Origin of the sequence: Streptomyces sp. sk2.1, assembly GCF_008120935.1 — a bacterium.
Taxonomy (GTDB): domain Bacteria; phylum Actinomycetota; class Actinomycetes; order Streptomycetales; family Streptomycetaceae; genus Streptomyces.
Window position 1 is genome coordinate 52,626 of the sequence record NZ_RDBO01000091.1, and the last position, 12,708, is coordinate 65,333.

Annotated in this window: 16 protein-coding genes; 4 read left to right on the forward strand and 12 right to left on the reverse strand. The window is 68.6% G+C overall.

Translation table 11 applies throughout. The annotated features are described in order from the left end of the window. Window positions 1-189 precede the first annotated feature (189 nt). The 5 genes from EAO76_RS40315 to EAO76_RS40335 form a co-directional block, all read right to left on the reverse strand. A complete protein-coding gene (locus tag EAO76_RS40315; RefSeq protein ID WP_148841212.1) occupies window positions 190-1,044 on the reverse strand; it encodes a helix-turn-helix domain-containing protein in 855 nt (284 codons plus the stop codon). Between the two features lie 340 nt (window positions 1,045-1,384). Then, window positions 1,385-1,822 (reverse strand): hypothetical protein, encoded by a 438-nt coding sequence (locus EAO76_RS40320; protein WP_148841213.1) that lies wholly within the window; start codon window positions 1,820-1,822, stop codon window positions 1,385-1,387. Further along, window positions 1,819-2,112 carry a hypothetical protein gene (locus EAO76_RS40325; protein ID WP_148841214.1) on the reverse strand — a complete coding sequence of 98 codons (294 nt, stop codon included), beginning with the start codon at window positions 2,110-2,112 and terminating at the stop codon, window positions 1,819-1,821. Before EAO76_RS40325 ends, EAO76_RS40320 begins: the two co-directional genes overlap by 4 nt. Continuing rightward, on the reverse strand, window positions 2,109-2,561 hold the full coding sequence (locus EAO76_RS40330; protein ID WP_148841215.1) for a hypothetical protein: 453 nt from the start codon (window positions 2,559-2,561) through the stop codon (window positions 2,109-2,111). The genes EAO76_RS40325 and EAO76_RS40330 overlap by 4 nt, the downstream gene beginning before the upstream one ends. Before the next feature lie 45 nt (window positions 2,562-2,606). Then, window positions 2,607-2,918, reverse strand: a complete 312-nt coding sequence (locus EAO76_RS40335) for a MazG-like family protein (RefSeq protein ID WP_148841216.1) — start codon at window positions 2,916-2,918, stop codon at window positions 2,607-2,609. Between the two features lie 406 nt (window positions 2,919-3,324). On the opposite strand from EAO76_RS40335, the gene EAO76_RS40340 reads away from it, so the two are divergent. Further along, window positions 3,325-3,708 carry a hypothetical protein gene (locus tag EAO76_RS40340; RefSeq protein ID WP_262376158.1) on the forward strand — a complete coding sequence of 128 codons (384 nt, stop codon included), beginning with the start codon at window positions 3,325-3,327 and terminating at the stop codon, window positions 3,706-3,708. An 8-nt stretch (window positions 3,709-3,716) separates the two neighbouring features. After that, window positions 3,717-4,022: a hypothetical protein gene (locus EAO76_RS40345; RefSeq protein WP_148841217.1), complete on the forward strand. Its 306-nt coding sequence runs from the start codon at window positions 3,717-3,719 to the stop codon at window positions 4,020-4,022. Window positions 4,023-4,120: 98 nt separating this feature from the next. On the opposite strand, the gene EAO76_RS45590 is transcribed toward EAO76_RS40345, so the two are convergent. The 3 genes from EAO76_RS45590 to EAO76_RS40360 all read right to left on the reverse strand — a co-directional run bounded on the left by EAO76_RS45590 (window position 4,121) and on the right by EAO76_RS40360 (window position 6,177). After that, a complete protein-coding gene (locus EAO76_RS45590) occupies window positions 4,121-5,422 on the reverse strand; it encodes a hypothetical protein (protein ID WP_222872248.1) in 1,302 nt (433 codons plus the stop codon). Window positions 5,423-5,517: 95 nt separating this feature from the next. Next, window positions 5,518-5,790 (reverse strand): DUF6225 family protein, encoded by a 273-nt coding sequence (locus tag EAO76_RS40355; protein WP_148841218.1) that lies wholly within the window; start codon window positions 5,788-5,790, stop codon window positions 5,518-5,520. A 180-nt stretch (window positions 5,791-5,970) separates the two neighbouring features. Next, window positions 5,971-6,177: a hypothetical protein gene (locus EAO76_RS40360; RefSeq protein ID WP_148841219.1), complete on the reverse strand. Its 207-nt coding sequence runs from the start codon at window positions 6,175-6,177 to the stop codon at window positions 5,971-5,973. A 220-nt stretch (window positions 6,178-6,397) separates the two neighbouring features. Between EAO76_RS40360 and EAO76_RS40365 the strand changes: the two genes are divergently transcribed. Continuing rightward, window positions 6,398-6,607: a hypothetical protein gene (locus EAO76_RS40365; protein WP_148841220.1), complete on the forward strand. Its 210-nt coding sequence runs from the start codon at window positions 6,398-6,400 to the stop codon at window positions 6,605-6,607. Window positions 6,608-7,238: 631 nt separating this feature from the next. On the opposite strand, the gene istB is transcribed toward EAO76_RS40365, so the two are convergent. Together istB and istA are read right to left on the reverse strand one after the other, a co-directional pair. Next, window positions 7,239-8,033, reverse strand: a complete 795-nt coding sequence (istB, locus tag EAO76_RS40370; RefSeq protein ID WP_148841221.1) for an IS21-like element helper ATPase IstB — start codon at window positions 8,031-8,033, stop codon at window positions 7,239-7,241. A 13-nt stretch (window positions 8,034-8,046) separates the two neighbouring features. Then, a complete protein-coding gene (istA, locus tag EAO76_RS40375) occupies window positions 8,047-9,612 on the reverse strand; it encodes an IS21 family transposase (protein WP_262376161.1) in 1,566 nt (521 codons plus the stop codon). Window positions 9,613-10,092: 480 nt separating this feature from the next. Here istA and EAO76_RS40380 point away from each other — a divergent pair, with 480 nt between their 5' ends. Beyond that, window positions 10,093-10,854, forward strand: coding sequence for a hypothetical protein (locus tag EAO76_RS40380; RefSeq protein WP_148841222.1), 762 nt, complete (start codon window positions 10,093-10,095; stop codon window positions 10,852-10,854). 245 nt (window positions 10,855-11,099) lie between these two features. On the opposite strand, the gene EAO76_RS40385 is transcribed toward EAO76_RS40380, so the two are convergent. Then, a complete protein-coding gene (locus EAO76_RS40385; protein ID WP_148841223.1) occupies window positions 11,100-11,378 on the reverse strand; it encodes a hypothetical protein in 279 nt (92 codons plus the stop codon). A 741-nt stretch (window positions 11,379-12,119) separates the two neighbouring features. Next, window positions 12,120-12,593 (reverse strand): hypothetical protein, encoded by a 474-nt coding sequence (locus EAO76_RS40390; protein ID WP_148841224.1) that lies wholly within the window; start codon window positions 12,591-12,593, stop codon window positions 12,120-12,122. Between the last annotated feature and the right edge of the window lie 115 nt (window positions 12,594-12,708).

Consider the following 12,708-nt stretch of genomic DNA (forward strand, 5'->3'; position numbering starts at 1 on the left):
CCCCGTGCACGGGCCAGGGTGGGTGACCATGTGCTCCGCGTCCCCGGACTCCAGTCCCGGCGCCCGTCTCATGATCCTGGTGTTCCGGCAGGGCCCGCGCCGTGCCGTGCCGCGCCCGGTCCTCCGCGGGGCCGGGGGCAAGTCCGCTCAACCTAGCCCCGGGTGGCTGAAACGCTGCCCCTGGCTGGTTTACGTGGGGTTGGTGTGGGTGGTGGTGCGGGTGTGGTCGCAGCGGAGGACCGGGCGCGGCACGGCACGGCGCGGGCCCTGCCGGAACACCAGGATCATGAGACGGGCGCCGGGACTGGAGTCCGGGGACGCGGAGCACATGGTCACCCACCCTGGCCCGTGCACGGGGTGATTCATGGGCCGCTCATCACCGTCGGGGTGGTTCACGACACCGATCCCGGGGGCCTCGTACAGGGGGCCGGCGACCGGGTCGCTGAGGATGTCCTGCTCGAGCTGCTGGAGGCAGGGGTCTCGGCGGGCAGCGAGCGCGGCCCGCAGCTGGGGCAGGACGCGGGGCGCCCACGCGTTCGCCCAGTCCGCGAGGACGGTCCGGGCCTCGCCGGACAGGCACATCCACCGCAGGATGTTCTCCGGCACCCGGCGGGAGGGGAACATGCCGGGCAGGGCTTGGTTGTGGGCGAGGATGTGCCACGCCGCGTCGGACACGTACGCCATGTGCCCGACTCCGTCGACGGCTTCCTGCCATGCCCCGGTGACCTGGTACCCGGACTCGGGGTGGAGGGGTGCGGGCGGGTCCTGCTCGAGGGCGTACCGGTGGAGCATGACCCATTCGTGTTCGTCGAGGTGGTAGAGGGTGGCGAGGTCGCGCAGGAGGTCGGCCGGGGGGTTGGGGTAGCGGCCGGTCTCGAGGCGGTTGCAGGTGTGGATGCCGCGGCCGAGGAGCTGGTCGACTTGTTGCTGGGACAGGCCGGCGGCGCGGCGGCCCTGGCCGGTGGGGCGGGTGAGGCCGACGGATTCCGGGGTGATGCGGGCGCGCCGGTCTCTCAGGAACTGACGTAGCGACTTTTTGTGCATTGTGTAGACAATCCCCCCGTGGTGTTGCCGTGTTGAACCCGTCGGAGTCTAAATAGTCATGCCGGGTTTCGTAATAAAAAGTGCCCGAAGATTTCCGGGGTGAGTGTGCGTCATGATGTGCGGGACGCGGTCACGACCAGCGGGTTTCCTGCTGGTCGGCCGGTTTGATTTGCCGCAGTACGGGAGCCGCACATCCCGTGGCATAGGTACTGGGGTGAGCGTGGGAGCGGTGCCGGTATTCCGATGTGTGTGGTCGGAAACTTCGCAGCCCGGTGTCGTTCGCGCTCTCCCTGCCATTCTCCCCAAGGCTTTGGGTTGAGATTTACGGACCGTCAGATATTCACGGCTTACCGTCAGGCCGGACCCCAGCGTGCGGCTCATCGAGGGCGGCGCGGATGCGGGCGACGGCGTCTCGGCGGCCCGCCATGGCGACGGGGTTGAGTCGGGTCTCGGAGTTGAGGGCGTGCAGCTCGGCCCGCGCGCGGGCGATGGCGGCTTCGGCCTGCTGCCGGTCCTCGGCTTCCTCCGCCAGGCGGGTCCGCAGTCGCTCGACGACGACCTCGGCGCCTCGGTAGCGGTCGGCGAGGTGCTCGACGGCCCGCCGGGCCTTGGCGAGGGCGGTGCCGTCTTCGCGGTGCCAGCGGATGAGCTTGGCGGTCTCGGCCTCCAACTCGGCGATTCCGGCGGCCAGCTGATCGAGCTCGGCGGGGATCGCGGCGCCGCGTCGGGCGCGGTCGACGATGTGCAGCAGGTGGTCACGGTCGCTTCGGTCGCTCATCGGGTCGTCTCCTCGGTGGCGTTGTCGGTGCGGAAGCAGAGGGGCGGCGACTTCGGCGGGGTCGGGTCGTGGCGGTGCTTCCACGCGTCCCAGCCCTTCACCGGGTGGGCGAGCAGCCAGGCGATGTTCTCGGCGGACAGGACCGTGTAGACCGCCCAGTAGCGAGGGCCGGTGGGGCGCTTGCCGTAGTGCTGCCAGTTCGCCCAGTCAGAGGCACGGTGGAGGGGCTTGTAGCGGCCGAGCCCGTATCCAGCGGTGAGCGCGGCCAGGACAGCGAGGGTGAGGCTCATCGGCCCGGCTCCTCGGTCACGGCGGGGGCGGTCTCGGTGTTCCACACGCCGTACGACGGGTTGGGCCACGAGACGTAGGGAAACCGGGTGGCGCTCTGGCACGGCCCGGCGTGCCTGGTGGCCAGAACGCAGCGCAGCACGCCTTGCGCGTAGGTCGGCAGCGACCGGCTTCCGCACGGCTGGTCGGTGGTGCCGAGGATCTGTCGGGCCACCGTGGCGGCGACCGCCGCGATGGTGCGCGGGTCGTCTACGACGATGCTGTTCTCGGTGCCGCACTGCTCCCACACGGCGGCGGCGATGGCCTGCATCAGCGGGTCGCTGTCGGCCCAGACCGCGTCGGCGGGTGCGGTGACCTTGTCGGCCATCTCGCCACAGCCGGGGCATCGGACGGTGTCCGTGTCCGTGGGCGCGGTCACCGTGGCGTCGCAGTTGTCGCAGTGGTACTTCACGGGGTCCTCCTGGTGGTGGGTACGGTGGGTGGACGTACTGCGTGGTCACGGGGTTCGGGGCCGGCCAGCGATCCGGCGGATCTTGGCGTCCAGGTGCCCGGCCGGGTCGTCCGTGAGGGAGGCCAGGGCGACGGCTGCGGTGACGATGACGTCGCAGAGTTCGTCGGCGACGTCCTCGCGGGTGTGGGTGATGCCCTTGCGGGGGTTCTGCCCGGTGTGGCCGATCCATGCCTGCGCGACTTCCCCGGCCTCCTCGGTGAGCTTGAGGAGGCGGAGGGTGATCTCCTGGTTGGTGCGGCCGTTCTGCTGGTCGAGCCAGGCGACAAGCTCGCGGATGGTGGTCCAGTGGTCGGTCATTAAGGCTCCGGTGGGTGGGTGCTGGTCTGGTTTCAGGGTGGCGCTGGGCGGGCTGATTGCTGCCCCTGGTCTGTTGGTGGGTAGGGGTTCACTCTACCCCAATTTGCATTGCGAACGCCATAGGAAAATGGGTGCGGTGAGGCCCATCCCGTGCACCATCAGGTCTCATCTGCCGGAACCGGCCCCTGCCGCCCATGTCGCGCCTACGCTGAAACGGACGGCCCGCGCCCCGACCCCTGGAGGCCCCGTGTCACTGCCCGTGGAAACCAGCCCGACGCCGCCGTCGTACCCGCCGAAGACCCCACCGCCTCCGAAGAAGCCCGTCTCGCCGCCCCGCCCGGAAACGGTGGACGCCCCCGCGGGCGGGCCGGCCTCCTTGGTGCGGACAGCGCGGCGGGGTGTGGGCATGCGGAACCGGCGCGGTGTGAACTGGACGCTGGAGTCCGCGCCGTGGGCGGCGGGGAAGGCCCGGACCGCGGTGCTGGGACAGTTGGGGAAGTGGCGGTACCGGCTGGCCCCGGGCACGGTCACCGCGGTGGAGACGCTGGCGACGCTCCTCGTCGAGGCGGCGGTCGCCGACGGCGGGGCGAGGGTGTCCGTACACCTGTCGGACCAGGACGGTCAGGCGTGCATCCTCGCCCTCTCCCACCAGGCCAGCCTCACACCCGGTCACGCCCCTGGCGGTGATGACGTCTTGCACCAGATCACCGCGGTGTCCGGGGTGACGGGGTGCGGTACGGACACCGGGCCGGACGGGCGCCGAATCTGGGCTGTCGTCGACCTGGGATGATCCAGGGCATGACTACCGGACGACCGAAGCGGCTCAGCACGACAAAGGCGCGGTCTATTGCTGATGCGGCGCAGCTGGTGAAGGCCGGAGACTGGTCGACCAGCCATACCTGGGACGTGGTTGCGGAAGACGGCACGCTCTTGGTGGTGGTGACGCCGTCGTACGGGGGCTCGTCGCGTAGCGGCCGGGACGGGTGGAAGTGGCACCTCGCCGCCCTCGGCCCGACCGGGACACGAGAGAAGTGGCCGACGCGGCAGCAGGCCGCAGCGCAGGGCCTGATGAGCTGGATTCGGTGGGTGACAGCAACCCGGTAGCGGCCCTGCCCCAGCCCAGGCGGTCGTACGCGCCTGAAGGTCTCGACAACCGGATCTCGGCGTGTGCGAGGCCGGACACGGGACCGCGGCATAGGGCGTCAGCTAAGGCGCCGTACCAGCGTTCCGCCCGCAACGTGTCCGCGCAGGTGCTCGGCGAGGGCGTACAGGGCCGCTCCGGGCTCGGCAGACGGCTTCTCGATGACACGGACGTTCCCGCGGCGGGTACGCCGTGTGGGCGCTGGCCCCCGCCGCTTGACGGGCCTGCCCGCGGCGGCCGCGTGCAGCTTCGCGGCCTCGCTGTCGATGGCGTTGATGCCGGTCTCCGCGGGTGCGGGCAGGGGCGGCTCGTCCCAGGTGTCGGGCTCGGGCTCGGGGGGCGCCATGCCGTCGAGCGGGCTGGTCTGGGTGATGGCCGCACGGTAGGCGGTGAGCGCCACGACGGCGTAGGCACGGGCGGCATGTTCGGTGCGGGCGTGGAGGTCTTCGGCGTGCGCGGCGGCGAGCGCGGCGCGCTGCCGGGCCGTCTCGGACCACAGTTCGTGCCGGGTCTTGGCCTGGGCGACAACCGCAGCGGGGGCGGAGGCAGACATCTCCGGGGGTGGCGCGGTGGCTTCCGTGTCGGCGGCCTGCCGGGCATCGCTCGCGTCCTTCCATGCGGTCAGCAGCACGAGGTAGAGCTGCCGGTGCCGGGCGAGCATCTCGTCTGCTGCGGGCGGCCATGGTTCTGCGTCGGTGCCGTCGGGGTGGGGTGCGCGGACGGTGGGGTGCGCGGCCGTGTGCGCGGCATGGTGTTCACGGTAGAAGTCGCGGCCCCGGCCGGTGATCTCGTACCCGCCAGGGACCGCGCAGGCCAGCGGCGGAACATGCTTCTCGATCAGCGCGCGTTCGATGGTGACGGAGTAACCCCATTTCAGGGGTTTTCCGCGTTGGTGGGCGGACCATAGCAGCACGAGGACTTCCCAGGACCGGAGCCCGAGCGCGGCTTTGCGGGGCCCTTTGGGGTTCAGGCTGGTGCCGGCGCGGGCGGCGGCACGACCCTCCCGGGTGAGCCGCACGGTGCGCATGTACCCGAAACGGGTGGGCCGGCCGTCACGTGCGATGAGACCCCGGCGCTCGAGGGCGGCCATGGTGGACCCGTTGCCCTGGTTGTCCCAGCCGCGCCCCATCAAGCGTTCCTGGAGCAGTGTCCAGCCGAACACTTTGCGCAGGGCGGGTTCGTGCGCGAAGTCGATGCTGCGCCAGACCATGGCAGGCCGATCGTCGTACTCGCCGCGGGCCGCGTTTGACCGGCGGCCGGACTCCGCCGCCTGGTCCAGGTCGTAGATGACGGCAAGGGTGCCCTGCTGGCGGTCATTCAGGTCGTGCCAGGACTGGAGGGCTTTTGACGTCCGTGTGGGCATGCTGACCATCTTCCCAGCCGGGCAAAGCAGGGCGAGCCTTTCGAGTGCTCACGATAGGGCCCGCCGCTGACAGCCCAGGAGAGAACGCGGCAGATTCAGTCGAGGAGGTCGTACTCCCCGGGCGTCCAGTCGGCGAACAGGGTGAGCGCCTTCTCCTTCTCGGACCGTTCGGGCGTGGCCCCAGTGGCCGGCCACCAGTTCTCGACGTGGTGGGCGTCGACGAGGACGGATTCGCGGTACCCGTCGAAGTCACCGGGGTCTTCGGCGACACCGATGTGGATGGGTGTGTCGTCGGCCAGATCTTTGATCGCTTCGCGGAGCTGCGCGGCGTTCCATACCTGCGGGGCGTGGTCGAAGACGTCGGTCATGGGTTCAGAGTGCCGAACCGGGCGGTGTTGCTGGCGGAGACACGGCTGTACCCCGGGCCAGAGCGCTGGTCCGGGGGCACAGGGGGCTGGGGTGAAAAGCCGATCACCGGTGGTGAGTCAGGACCCAGCCGGGGAACACCGTACCGTCCCTGAACAGGCGCCGTGCCCGGCGATCGTCCTTCACGGGAGCCACCACTGGCGGCCGTGGATGATGCGCTCGGCATCCTTGATGTGCTCCCGGATCCACTCCCCGGGAGCGTCGGTGCCGTTCTTCTCGGCCTGGCCCTCCAGGTAGGTCATGATGCCGAGCATGCCGCGGGCGAGTTCACCAAGAACGTGCTGCATCGCGGCCTCGTCGGTTTCGAAGCTTTCGGGGTTGGGAGACATGGGTGCGTCCTTTCCTGTGGGTGGGGGGTCAGCGCGAGGCAGCCTAACGGTCAGGCAGGCGTGCCTCGGCTTCGTGCCGTTGATGTGTCCACGCGGTGTGTGCGGGTTCCGTGGCCTGCGTTCCGAGTGGTGCAGGGGAAGGTCCCGAGCTGGGTCTGAGCGCCTGTGCGCCCCGTCTGACCCCTCCCCGGGGGCGGAGCCGGGACGGACTGTCGGGAGCATGGGCGGATCCTGCGGGAAGTGCCACAGCCTGTCGGTGTTCGACGACCTGGTGCACGTCGCTCCTGGGGAGTGGTGGTGCGAGAGATGCTGCGAGGACTGGGCGTACGACGGCCTGGTCGAGGACCGGAACCGGGGCGAGGACGACTCGCCGACCATGCCGGTCGGTGACCCGGATGAGGCGCAGCACCGGCGAGGGAGGGCGGCGTAGGGGGCATGTCCGACTGTCGCCCGGCTGGCTGCGTAGGGGAGAACGAAGAACGAATGTCGGCCAGTGCTAGCAACGCTTCTGCCCTGTTGTGCCTGGAGATGTCGGTCAGAACCAGGAACGGCTGGAGGTTCAGACACTTATTCGACGCATCCACCAGGGGAGGTCTGGGGGTGCGAATGGGTTGTTGAGCGTGCGGTCAAGCACGCGTTCGTCTGCGGGACCGATGACTGCGCTCAGCTCGCGTCGTGCCTTGGACCTCAGAGCGTGGAGTGTGATCTCCAGCAGCGTGCGAACGTGGTAGTCGCCATTGCGGAGGTCCGTGTAATCGTGCTCGCAGAACGGCTCGAGCTCTCCGCGCGGTCGACGGACAGACGTATTCCAGCGGCGGAACGAGTGTGCGACCTCGCCTGCGGGGAGGCCCTGGCTTCGTTCAAAGAAGGCGATCTGCCTGTTTGCCGAGGCGGACAAGCCGCGGATCACGGGTGCCCGCCGATGGTGCGTTCGGCGTCGCGGGAGCTGCGCTCTGATCTCGCCCGGTGACCGGCGAGGCATGAACACTTCCAGGAGGAAGACGTTGGGTCGCCCGACTCTAGAGCTCGTTTGCGGCAGAGATCAAGTTCTCAGGATCGGTTCAGCTGACCGGATACTGTTCAGCGCGCGCTCGGGTGGTGGCGAGGCGGTAGGAGTCGGTGCCGGTTTCGATGATGTTGCCGCCGAAGGTGAGGCGGTCGACGATCGCCGCGCAGAGACGGGGGTCGGTGAAGGTCTTGGTCCAGCCGGAGAACGACTCGTTCGAAGCGATGGCGACGCTGTTCTTCTCCTCGCGTTCGGTCAAGACCTGGAAGAGGAGTTCGGCGCCGCGTCGGTCGAGTTCCATGTAGCCGAGCTCGTCGATGCAGAGCAGGTCGACGCGGCCGTAGCGGGCGATGGTCTTGGTCAGCTGCTTTTCGTCGGCGGCCTCGACGAGCTCGTTGACCAGCTTCGTCGCCAGGACGTACTTGACCCGGTAGCCGGCCATCGCGGCCTCGGTGCCCAGAGCGATCAGCAGGTGCGACTTGCCGGTGCCGGAGTCGCCGATGAGGCAGAGGGGCAGGCCCTTCTTGATCCATTCACACTTGGCGAGGGTGTGGACCATCGCCGGGTCGAGGTTGGGGTTGGCGTCGAAGTCGAACTTGCGCAGCGACTTGTCGCGGGGGAACCCGGCCGCCTTGATTCGGCGCTCGGAGCGGCGACGGGCCCGGTCGTCGCACTCGGCGAGGAGGAGTTCGGCGAGGAAGCCGAGGTAGGACATCTGCTCGCGTTCGGCCTGCTCGGCGAGTTCGGGGAACTGGGACCGGATGGTCGGCAGCCGCAGCATCCTGCATGCCTGGTCGACGGCGGTGGTGGCGGCCTGCTCGGTGAGTCCTCGCTGGCGGGGAAGGGACACGACGTTCTCCTCTTCAGGGGGTGGGGCGGTCGGGGCGGCGGAGCCGCAGGAGCTGGTCGTAGTGGGCGACGGAGGGCAGCGGGCGTCTGTCGGGCGGCAGATGGGCCCGGACGGCGGCTGGCAGTGGAGCGACACCGGGCTGACCTCCAGGGGTGAGTGGCTGTGGCGAGTCCTCGGGCTCGGCGTCGGCGTCAGCGGCCTTGCGGGCCTCCAGGGCGACGGCGTCTGCGGTCAATGCGCCGGTCTTCAGCGCGGAGGCAAGGCCGGTGATGAGATGCTCATGGGGCAGGTGGCGGCTCAGGAGGAGGACTTCGATAAGGGCTCGATTGCCTTCGCGGTCTCCGTGGGCCTTCACCGCGGCTTGCCACCAGGCGTCATGGATGGGGGTGAACCGGCCGGCAGCGCGAGCCTGGTCGAGGGCGGTGGCGCCGGGCAGAGCACCCGGCTTCCGGATCAGAGCCTCGAGGTAGTGGTCGAGCTCGAGGCGGGTGGCACCTCGGGCGATGAGTCGTTCATGCCGGGCGACTTCCTCGCGTCCGTCGTAGACCACCAGCTCGGAGGCATGCAGCATGACCCGGACGGTCCGCCCGATCAGCCGGACCGGCACCGAGTATCGGTTCATCCGGACACAGATCTGGCTGTAGCGGTCGACCCTCGGGGTGGAGAGCCGCCCGGTCTCGAACGGCTCCTCCGGCAGAGGCGCCAGCAGCGGCTGCTCGGCTGCGAAGTACTCGCCGATAGTGCGGGGACGGGACCGGATGCGGCGGGAGTCGTCCTGCTGGTCCCAGCGATCGATCATCGCGTTGAGCTCGGCGAGCGTGTCGACTTCGGGGACAGGGACGAGGTGGTTGCGGCGGAACCAGCCGATCTGGCCCTCGACTCCGCCCTTCTCATGGGCGCCGCGAATGCCGGGCTGGCAGTAGAAGGCTTCCAGGCCGTAGTGCGAACGGAAGGCAGTCCAGCGTTCGGCTTCCACCCGGCGGCGTGAAAGGCCCAGGACCTGGGCAACCGCGGCCCTAAGGTTGTCATAGCGGACTTTCCCGGCCGGCACTCCGCCCAGCACGTTGAGAGCGTGGACGTGGCCCTCGAAGAACGCCTCCTGCCCGGCCGAAGCGAAGATGCGGTGGACGGCCTTGCCCGAGTACGACAGCCGGAACGCGAACAGGTAGCAGGTCACCAGCTCGCCAGCCAGCTTCACCGTGACGTCCCCGAAGTCGACCTCTGCCTCGGCACCGGGCTTGTGGGTCTGCGGAACGAACGCGTCCACGACTCCCTTGCCGGCCTGCAACCGGATCTCCTGACGGCGATCGGCGACGTAGCCGCGGACCATCTGGTAGGAGATACCGACGGCATCGTGCTCGTCCAGCAGCCGGTCGTAGATCCGCTTGACGGTGTGCCGCTGCTTCCTCGGCGCGGTCAGGTCCGCCGTGAGGATGGCATCGATCACCGCCTTGTAGGAGTCCAGCCGCGTCTCCCGCGGCCTCATCTTCTTCCGCGGCTCCGGCAACGAGGAGGCCAAAGCCCTCTGCACGGTCTCGTAGCCCACACCGTACTTCCGCTTGAGAGCACGCACCGACATGCCGGTCCCGGCGTCACGGCGGATCGCCGCGTACAGATCGACCTTGGACTTCGGCAGCACCCCGGCCCCCTCGTCGTGCAGAGCACAACCATGGTCCCGAAGCAAGCACCGAGGTGTTCCCGAAACTCGGCAACATCACTCTCCCGTGGAACTGGACGTTCCCGCCGCTGAGTATCAGACGTTCCTGGAACTCACCTACAAAGCCACCCGGCCCCTCGTGCGCCCGAGTGGCCGTACGGCGCCCCAGGGGGCGTATAACGCTGCCGACCGCCACGCGAGGCGGAGTCGGCTCGAGCGTCACGGTCATGGAGCAGCTCAGGGTGCGCTACTGTCGGCGGGCGGCAGAACGCGTCTGCCAGAATCCCGGCCGGACAAGCACCCACGCCCCGGCGCGCGGACAAGGGTCTCGGACTCGCGCGGCACCTCAACTTGATGGCCCCTGCTACAGCATGGGCGTGGGCATGCCGTAGGAGGAATGTCGTGACCCGGGACAAGAAACGCAAGGCCGCCGTGCGCAAGACGCAGAAGGCCACAGGCGACCGGTATGTCAGGACCGCAAGAAAACAGACATACATGAAAGCGGTCGATCTCTCAGAACTGAAGCTCCTGGTCCGAGGGCGTCCAGTAGCGAGTGCGTCAACGGAGCTGCTCCGAGGGCACGGCGGCAGACTGGACGAAGTCAAGGAAACCGTCGAAGCGTGCTTCAACCCCGGTGGTTGCTGGTGCGAGGTCAACGGAGATCTCCACACCATCAGCAGTGGCGATCTGGAGGTCCGCTTGAGCCTCCAGCCGCACGGAACGGCCTGGCACGCGAACTACTTCGACGCCGCATGGGGCAGCAGCCAGTACAGAACCGTGCCGGCGGAATCGCGGGCGGACGTCGCCACGTACGTGGACCGTACGAGGGAACTGCGCTGGGGCCTCCTCCAGGAATCTGACCTGCGGAAAGAAGCGGCAGAAGGAGGGTTCGCAGCCGTTGACCGCCTGGTTCGGGACCTGGTCGGGCTCCAGGACGAGTGGTTCGCCGCACTGGACGGCCTTCACGGCGCGCTCCGCAGTGCTGCGGGCACGCTCCCGTCATGGGCGGAACAGTTCCTGCGGGAAGAAGCCGAGGAACTGAGCACGGCCCGCGAATGGCTGACCAGTGCAGTACTTGCCTACCACCACGGAACGGCCGGACGCCGCCCAGACACCCTCTACGGGCGTATCGGCTTGTCCTTGCTGGTGGGGGTGTCCGCCTGACAGGCCGTCCTGAATTCGACTGAGGTCCTGCCCTGCCCGCTTCCACGAAGAATGACGGCCCTGCGGTCGGGGCAGGAAGGGCAGCGTGAATTTCGAGTTCGAGTGCTGGCGCTGTGATGCGGACTGTGTGGTGTACGGGAAGCCGGCTGGTTTCTGGACCGAGCAGTACCGGTTGCCCGAGGGGAAAGGGCCCGGAGCAGAGAATGCTCCGGGCCTTCTGCGTGGTGCTGTGAGGTGAGGACGAGTCAATCCTGCGGCGTGACAGTCGGGCCCAGCGCACGGATCGCTGGGTGGTGGTCGATGAGGTCCAGGATCAGTGGCAGCGCCCGGGATGAGAAATACTCCCGACCCTGTATGGGCTCCTCGCGGGCATCCCGCAGCGCGGCAATGATGTTGTTCTCAAGTGCGCGAGCAACGCCGTCAGGCAGGCCAGTGAAGAGCCGCAGTACCTGATCCAGGCCGTTCCGCCGATGGGCACGGAGCCGGGGCCGAGGGTCCCCGGACGTGATCCCGAACTTCACCACGTCGACATCACTGGCAACGACATACAGGGCATCCCATGCTCTTCCAGAGCAAGCTCGGCAGAGACCGTCCCCGTCGCGGATATTTCCCGGTCGGGGTGCGCAGTCGTGGCCATCAGCACAGCGCACCCGGTGCGGAACGTTCGCTCCGAGCCAGGTTGACTCGAGCAGGGTCGCACCCAGTTCTGTGAGGCGGGCCCGAAACGCTGCCTCCGCCACCTTTGGATCCTTCCCGGCACAGGTCCGGCACACCCCGTCGCCGTTTCGCACATTTCCCGGGTTCGGCGCGCAGTCGTGACCGGCGGCACACCGAACCCGATGAGGGGCGTTCACTCCGAGCCAGGCCGGCTCTGCCAAAGTCGCGCCCAACTCTGTAAGTCGGGCGCGGAACGCGGTTTCAGCTGCCTGCGGATCACGTCCAGCGCAGGTCCGGCACACCCCCCGCCCCTTTCGCACGCTTGCCGGTTGCGGCGCGCAGTCGTGGCCGGCGGCGCAGCGCACCCGGTGCGGAGTGTTCACCCCGAGCCACAACGGCTCTAGCAAAATTGCGCCCAGCTCTGCGAGGCGGGCCCGGAACGCTGCCTCGGCCTGCTGAGGGGACTGACGCAATCTCGGGTGAGAAATCGGCAGGGATGGGTTGGACACGGATATACCTCCCGGGTAACAGCGGGCGACGGGTTGTTAGAACGAGGCGGAAGCACCGACTGGACGCGGGGCTGAGCTTTTCGTCGGCCCCGCGCTATCTCAGTGCGGGCCACTGATCCCGTACACGGCAGAGCACTCCCAGCAGAACGACGAGCCGGGGCGGACGGGGCGCCCACACATGCCGTCCTCCCCGTTGCATTCGACGCTGACGCGCTGCAAGTCGATGGCCGCCTGGTCCGTCCAGCCAGGAGGCGTCCACGTTTCCTCACTGCCGCGGGCGGTACCGAAAGGCTCAGCAGCCTGGGCAGGCAGCTTCGGAACCATTGACGGCGGTGGCCCGACGATGGCGTCACGCAGTCGCCTGGCCACAATCGCGCCGACCGTCGTCTTCACCTGCTCCGGCAACGCCCGGCCAGCAACGACATGCCGCAGTTGCTCCTCAGTCCAGCCTTCCAGCAGCATGCCGGTCACGGTCAGCCCTTGATCGGTGAGCGTTTTGCCCGTGAGCAAGAACTTCGGATTCTCTGCCCCAATCGCGAGCAGCAGATTGACGCCTGGACTCTGATTCGACATCTCGCTGCCGTCCTTCCCTCCCGTCGCTTCGTCGGACGCGCCTGCGGGGAAGGAAGGACGGCAGCGAGATGTCGAATCAGAGTCCAGGCGTCAATCTGCTGCTCGCGATTGGGGC

Coding starts and splice junctions, on each gene's coding strand:
- EAO76_RS40320 (WP_148841213.1), bottom strand. CDS start 1,822: ATGAGCGACCGAAGCGACCGTGACCACCTGCTGCACATCGTCGACCGC.
- istA (WP_262376161.1), bottom strand. CDS start 9,612: ATGTCGGTGCGTGCTCTCAAGCGGAAGTACGGTGTGGGCTACGAGACC.
- EAO76_RS40340 (WP_262376158.1), top strand. CDS start 3,325: ATGCGGAACCGGCGCGGTGTGAACTGGACGCTGGAGTCCGCGCCGTGG.
- EAO76_RS40325 (WP_148841214.1), bottom strand. CDS start 2,112: ATGAGCCTCACCCTCGCTGTCCTGGCCGCGCTCACCGCTGGATACGGG.
- EAO76_RS40315 (WP_148841212.1), bottom strand. CDS start 1,044: ATGCACAAAAAGTCGCTACGTCAGTTCCTGAGAGACCGGCGCGCCCGC.
- EAO76_RS40365 (WP_148841220.1), top strand. CDS start 6,398: ATGGGCGGATCCTGCGGGAAGTGCCACAGCCTGTCGGTGTTCGACGAC.
- EAO76_RS45590 (WP_222872248.1), bottom strand. CDS start 5,422: ATGCCCACACGGACGTCAAAAGCCCTCCAGTCCTGGCACGACCTGAAT.
- EAO76_RS40360 (WP_148841219.1), bottom strand. CDS start 6,177: ATGTCTCCCAACCCCGAAAGCTTCGAAACCGACGAGGCCGCGATGCAG.
- EAO76_RS40390 (WP_148841224.1), bottom strand. CDS start 12,593: ATGTCGAATCAGAGTCCAGGCGTCAATCTGCTGCTCGCGATTGGGGCA.
- EAO76_RS40345 (WP_148841217.1), top strand. CDS start 3,717: ATGACTACCGGACGACCGAAGCGGCTCAGCACGACAAAGGCGCGGTCT.
- EAO76_RS40355 (WP_148841218.1), bottom strand. CDS start 5,790: ATGACCGACGTCTTCGACCACGCCCCGCAGGTATGGAACGCCGCGCAG.
- EAO76_RS40335 (WP_148841216.1), bottom strand. CDS start 2,918: ATGACCGACCACTGGACCACCATCCGCGAGCTTGTCGCCTGGCTCGAC.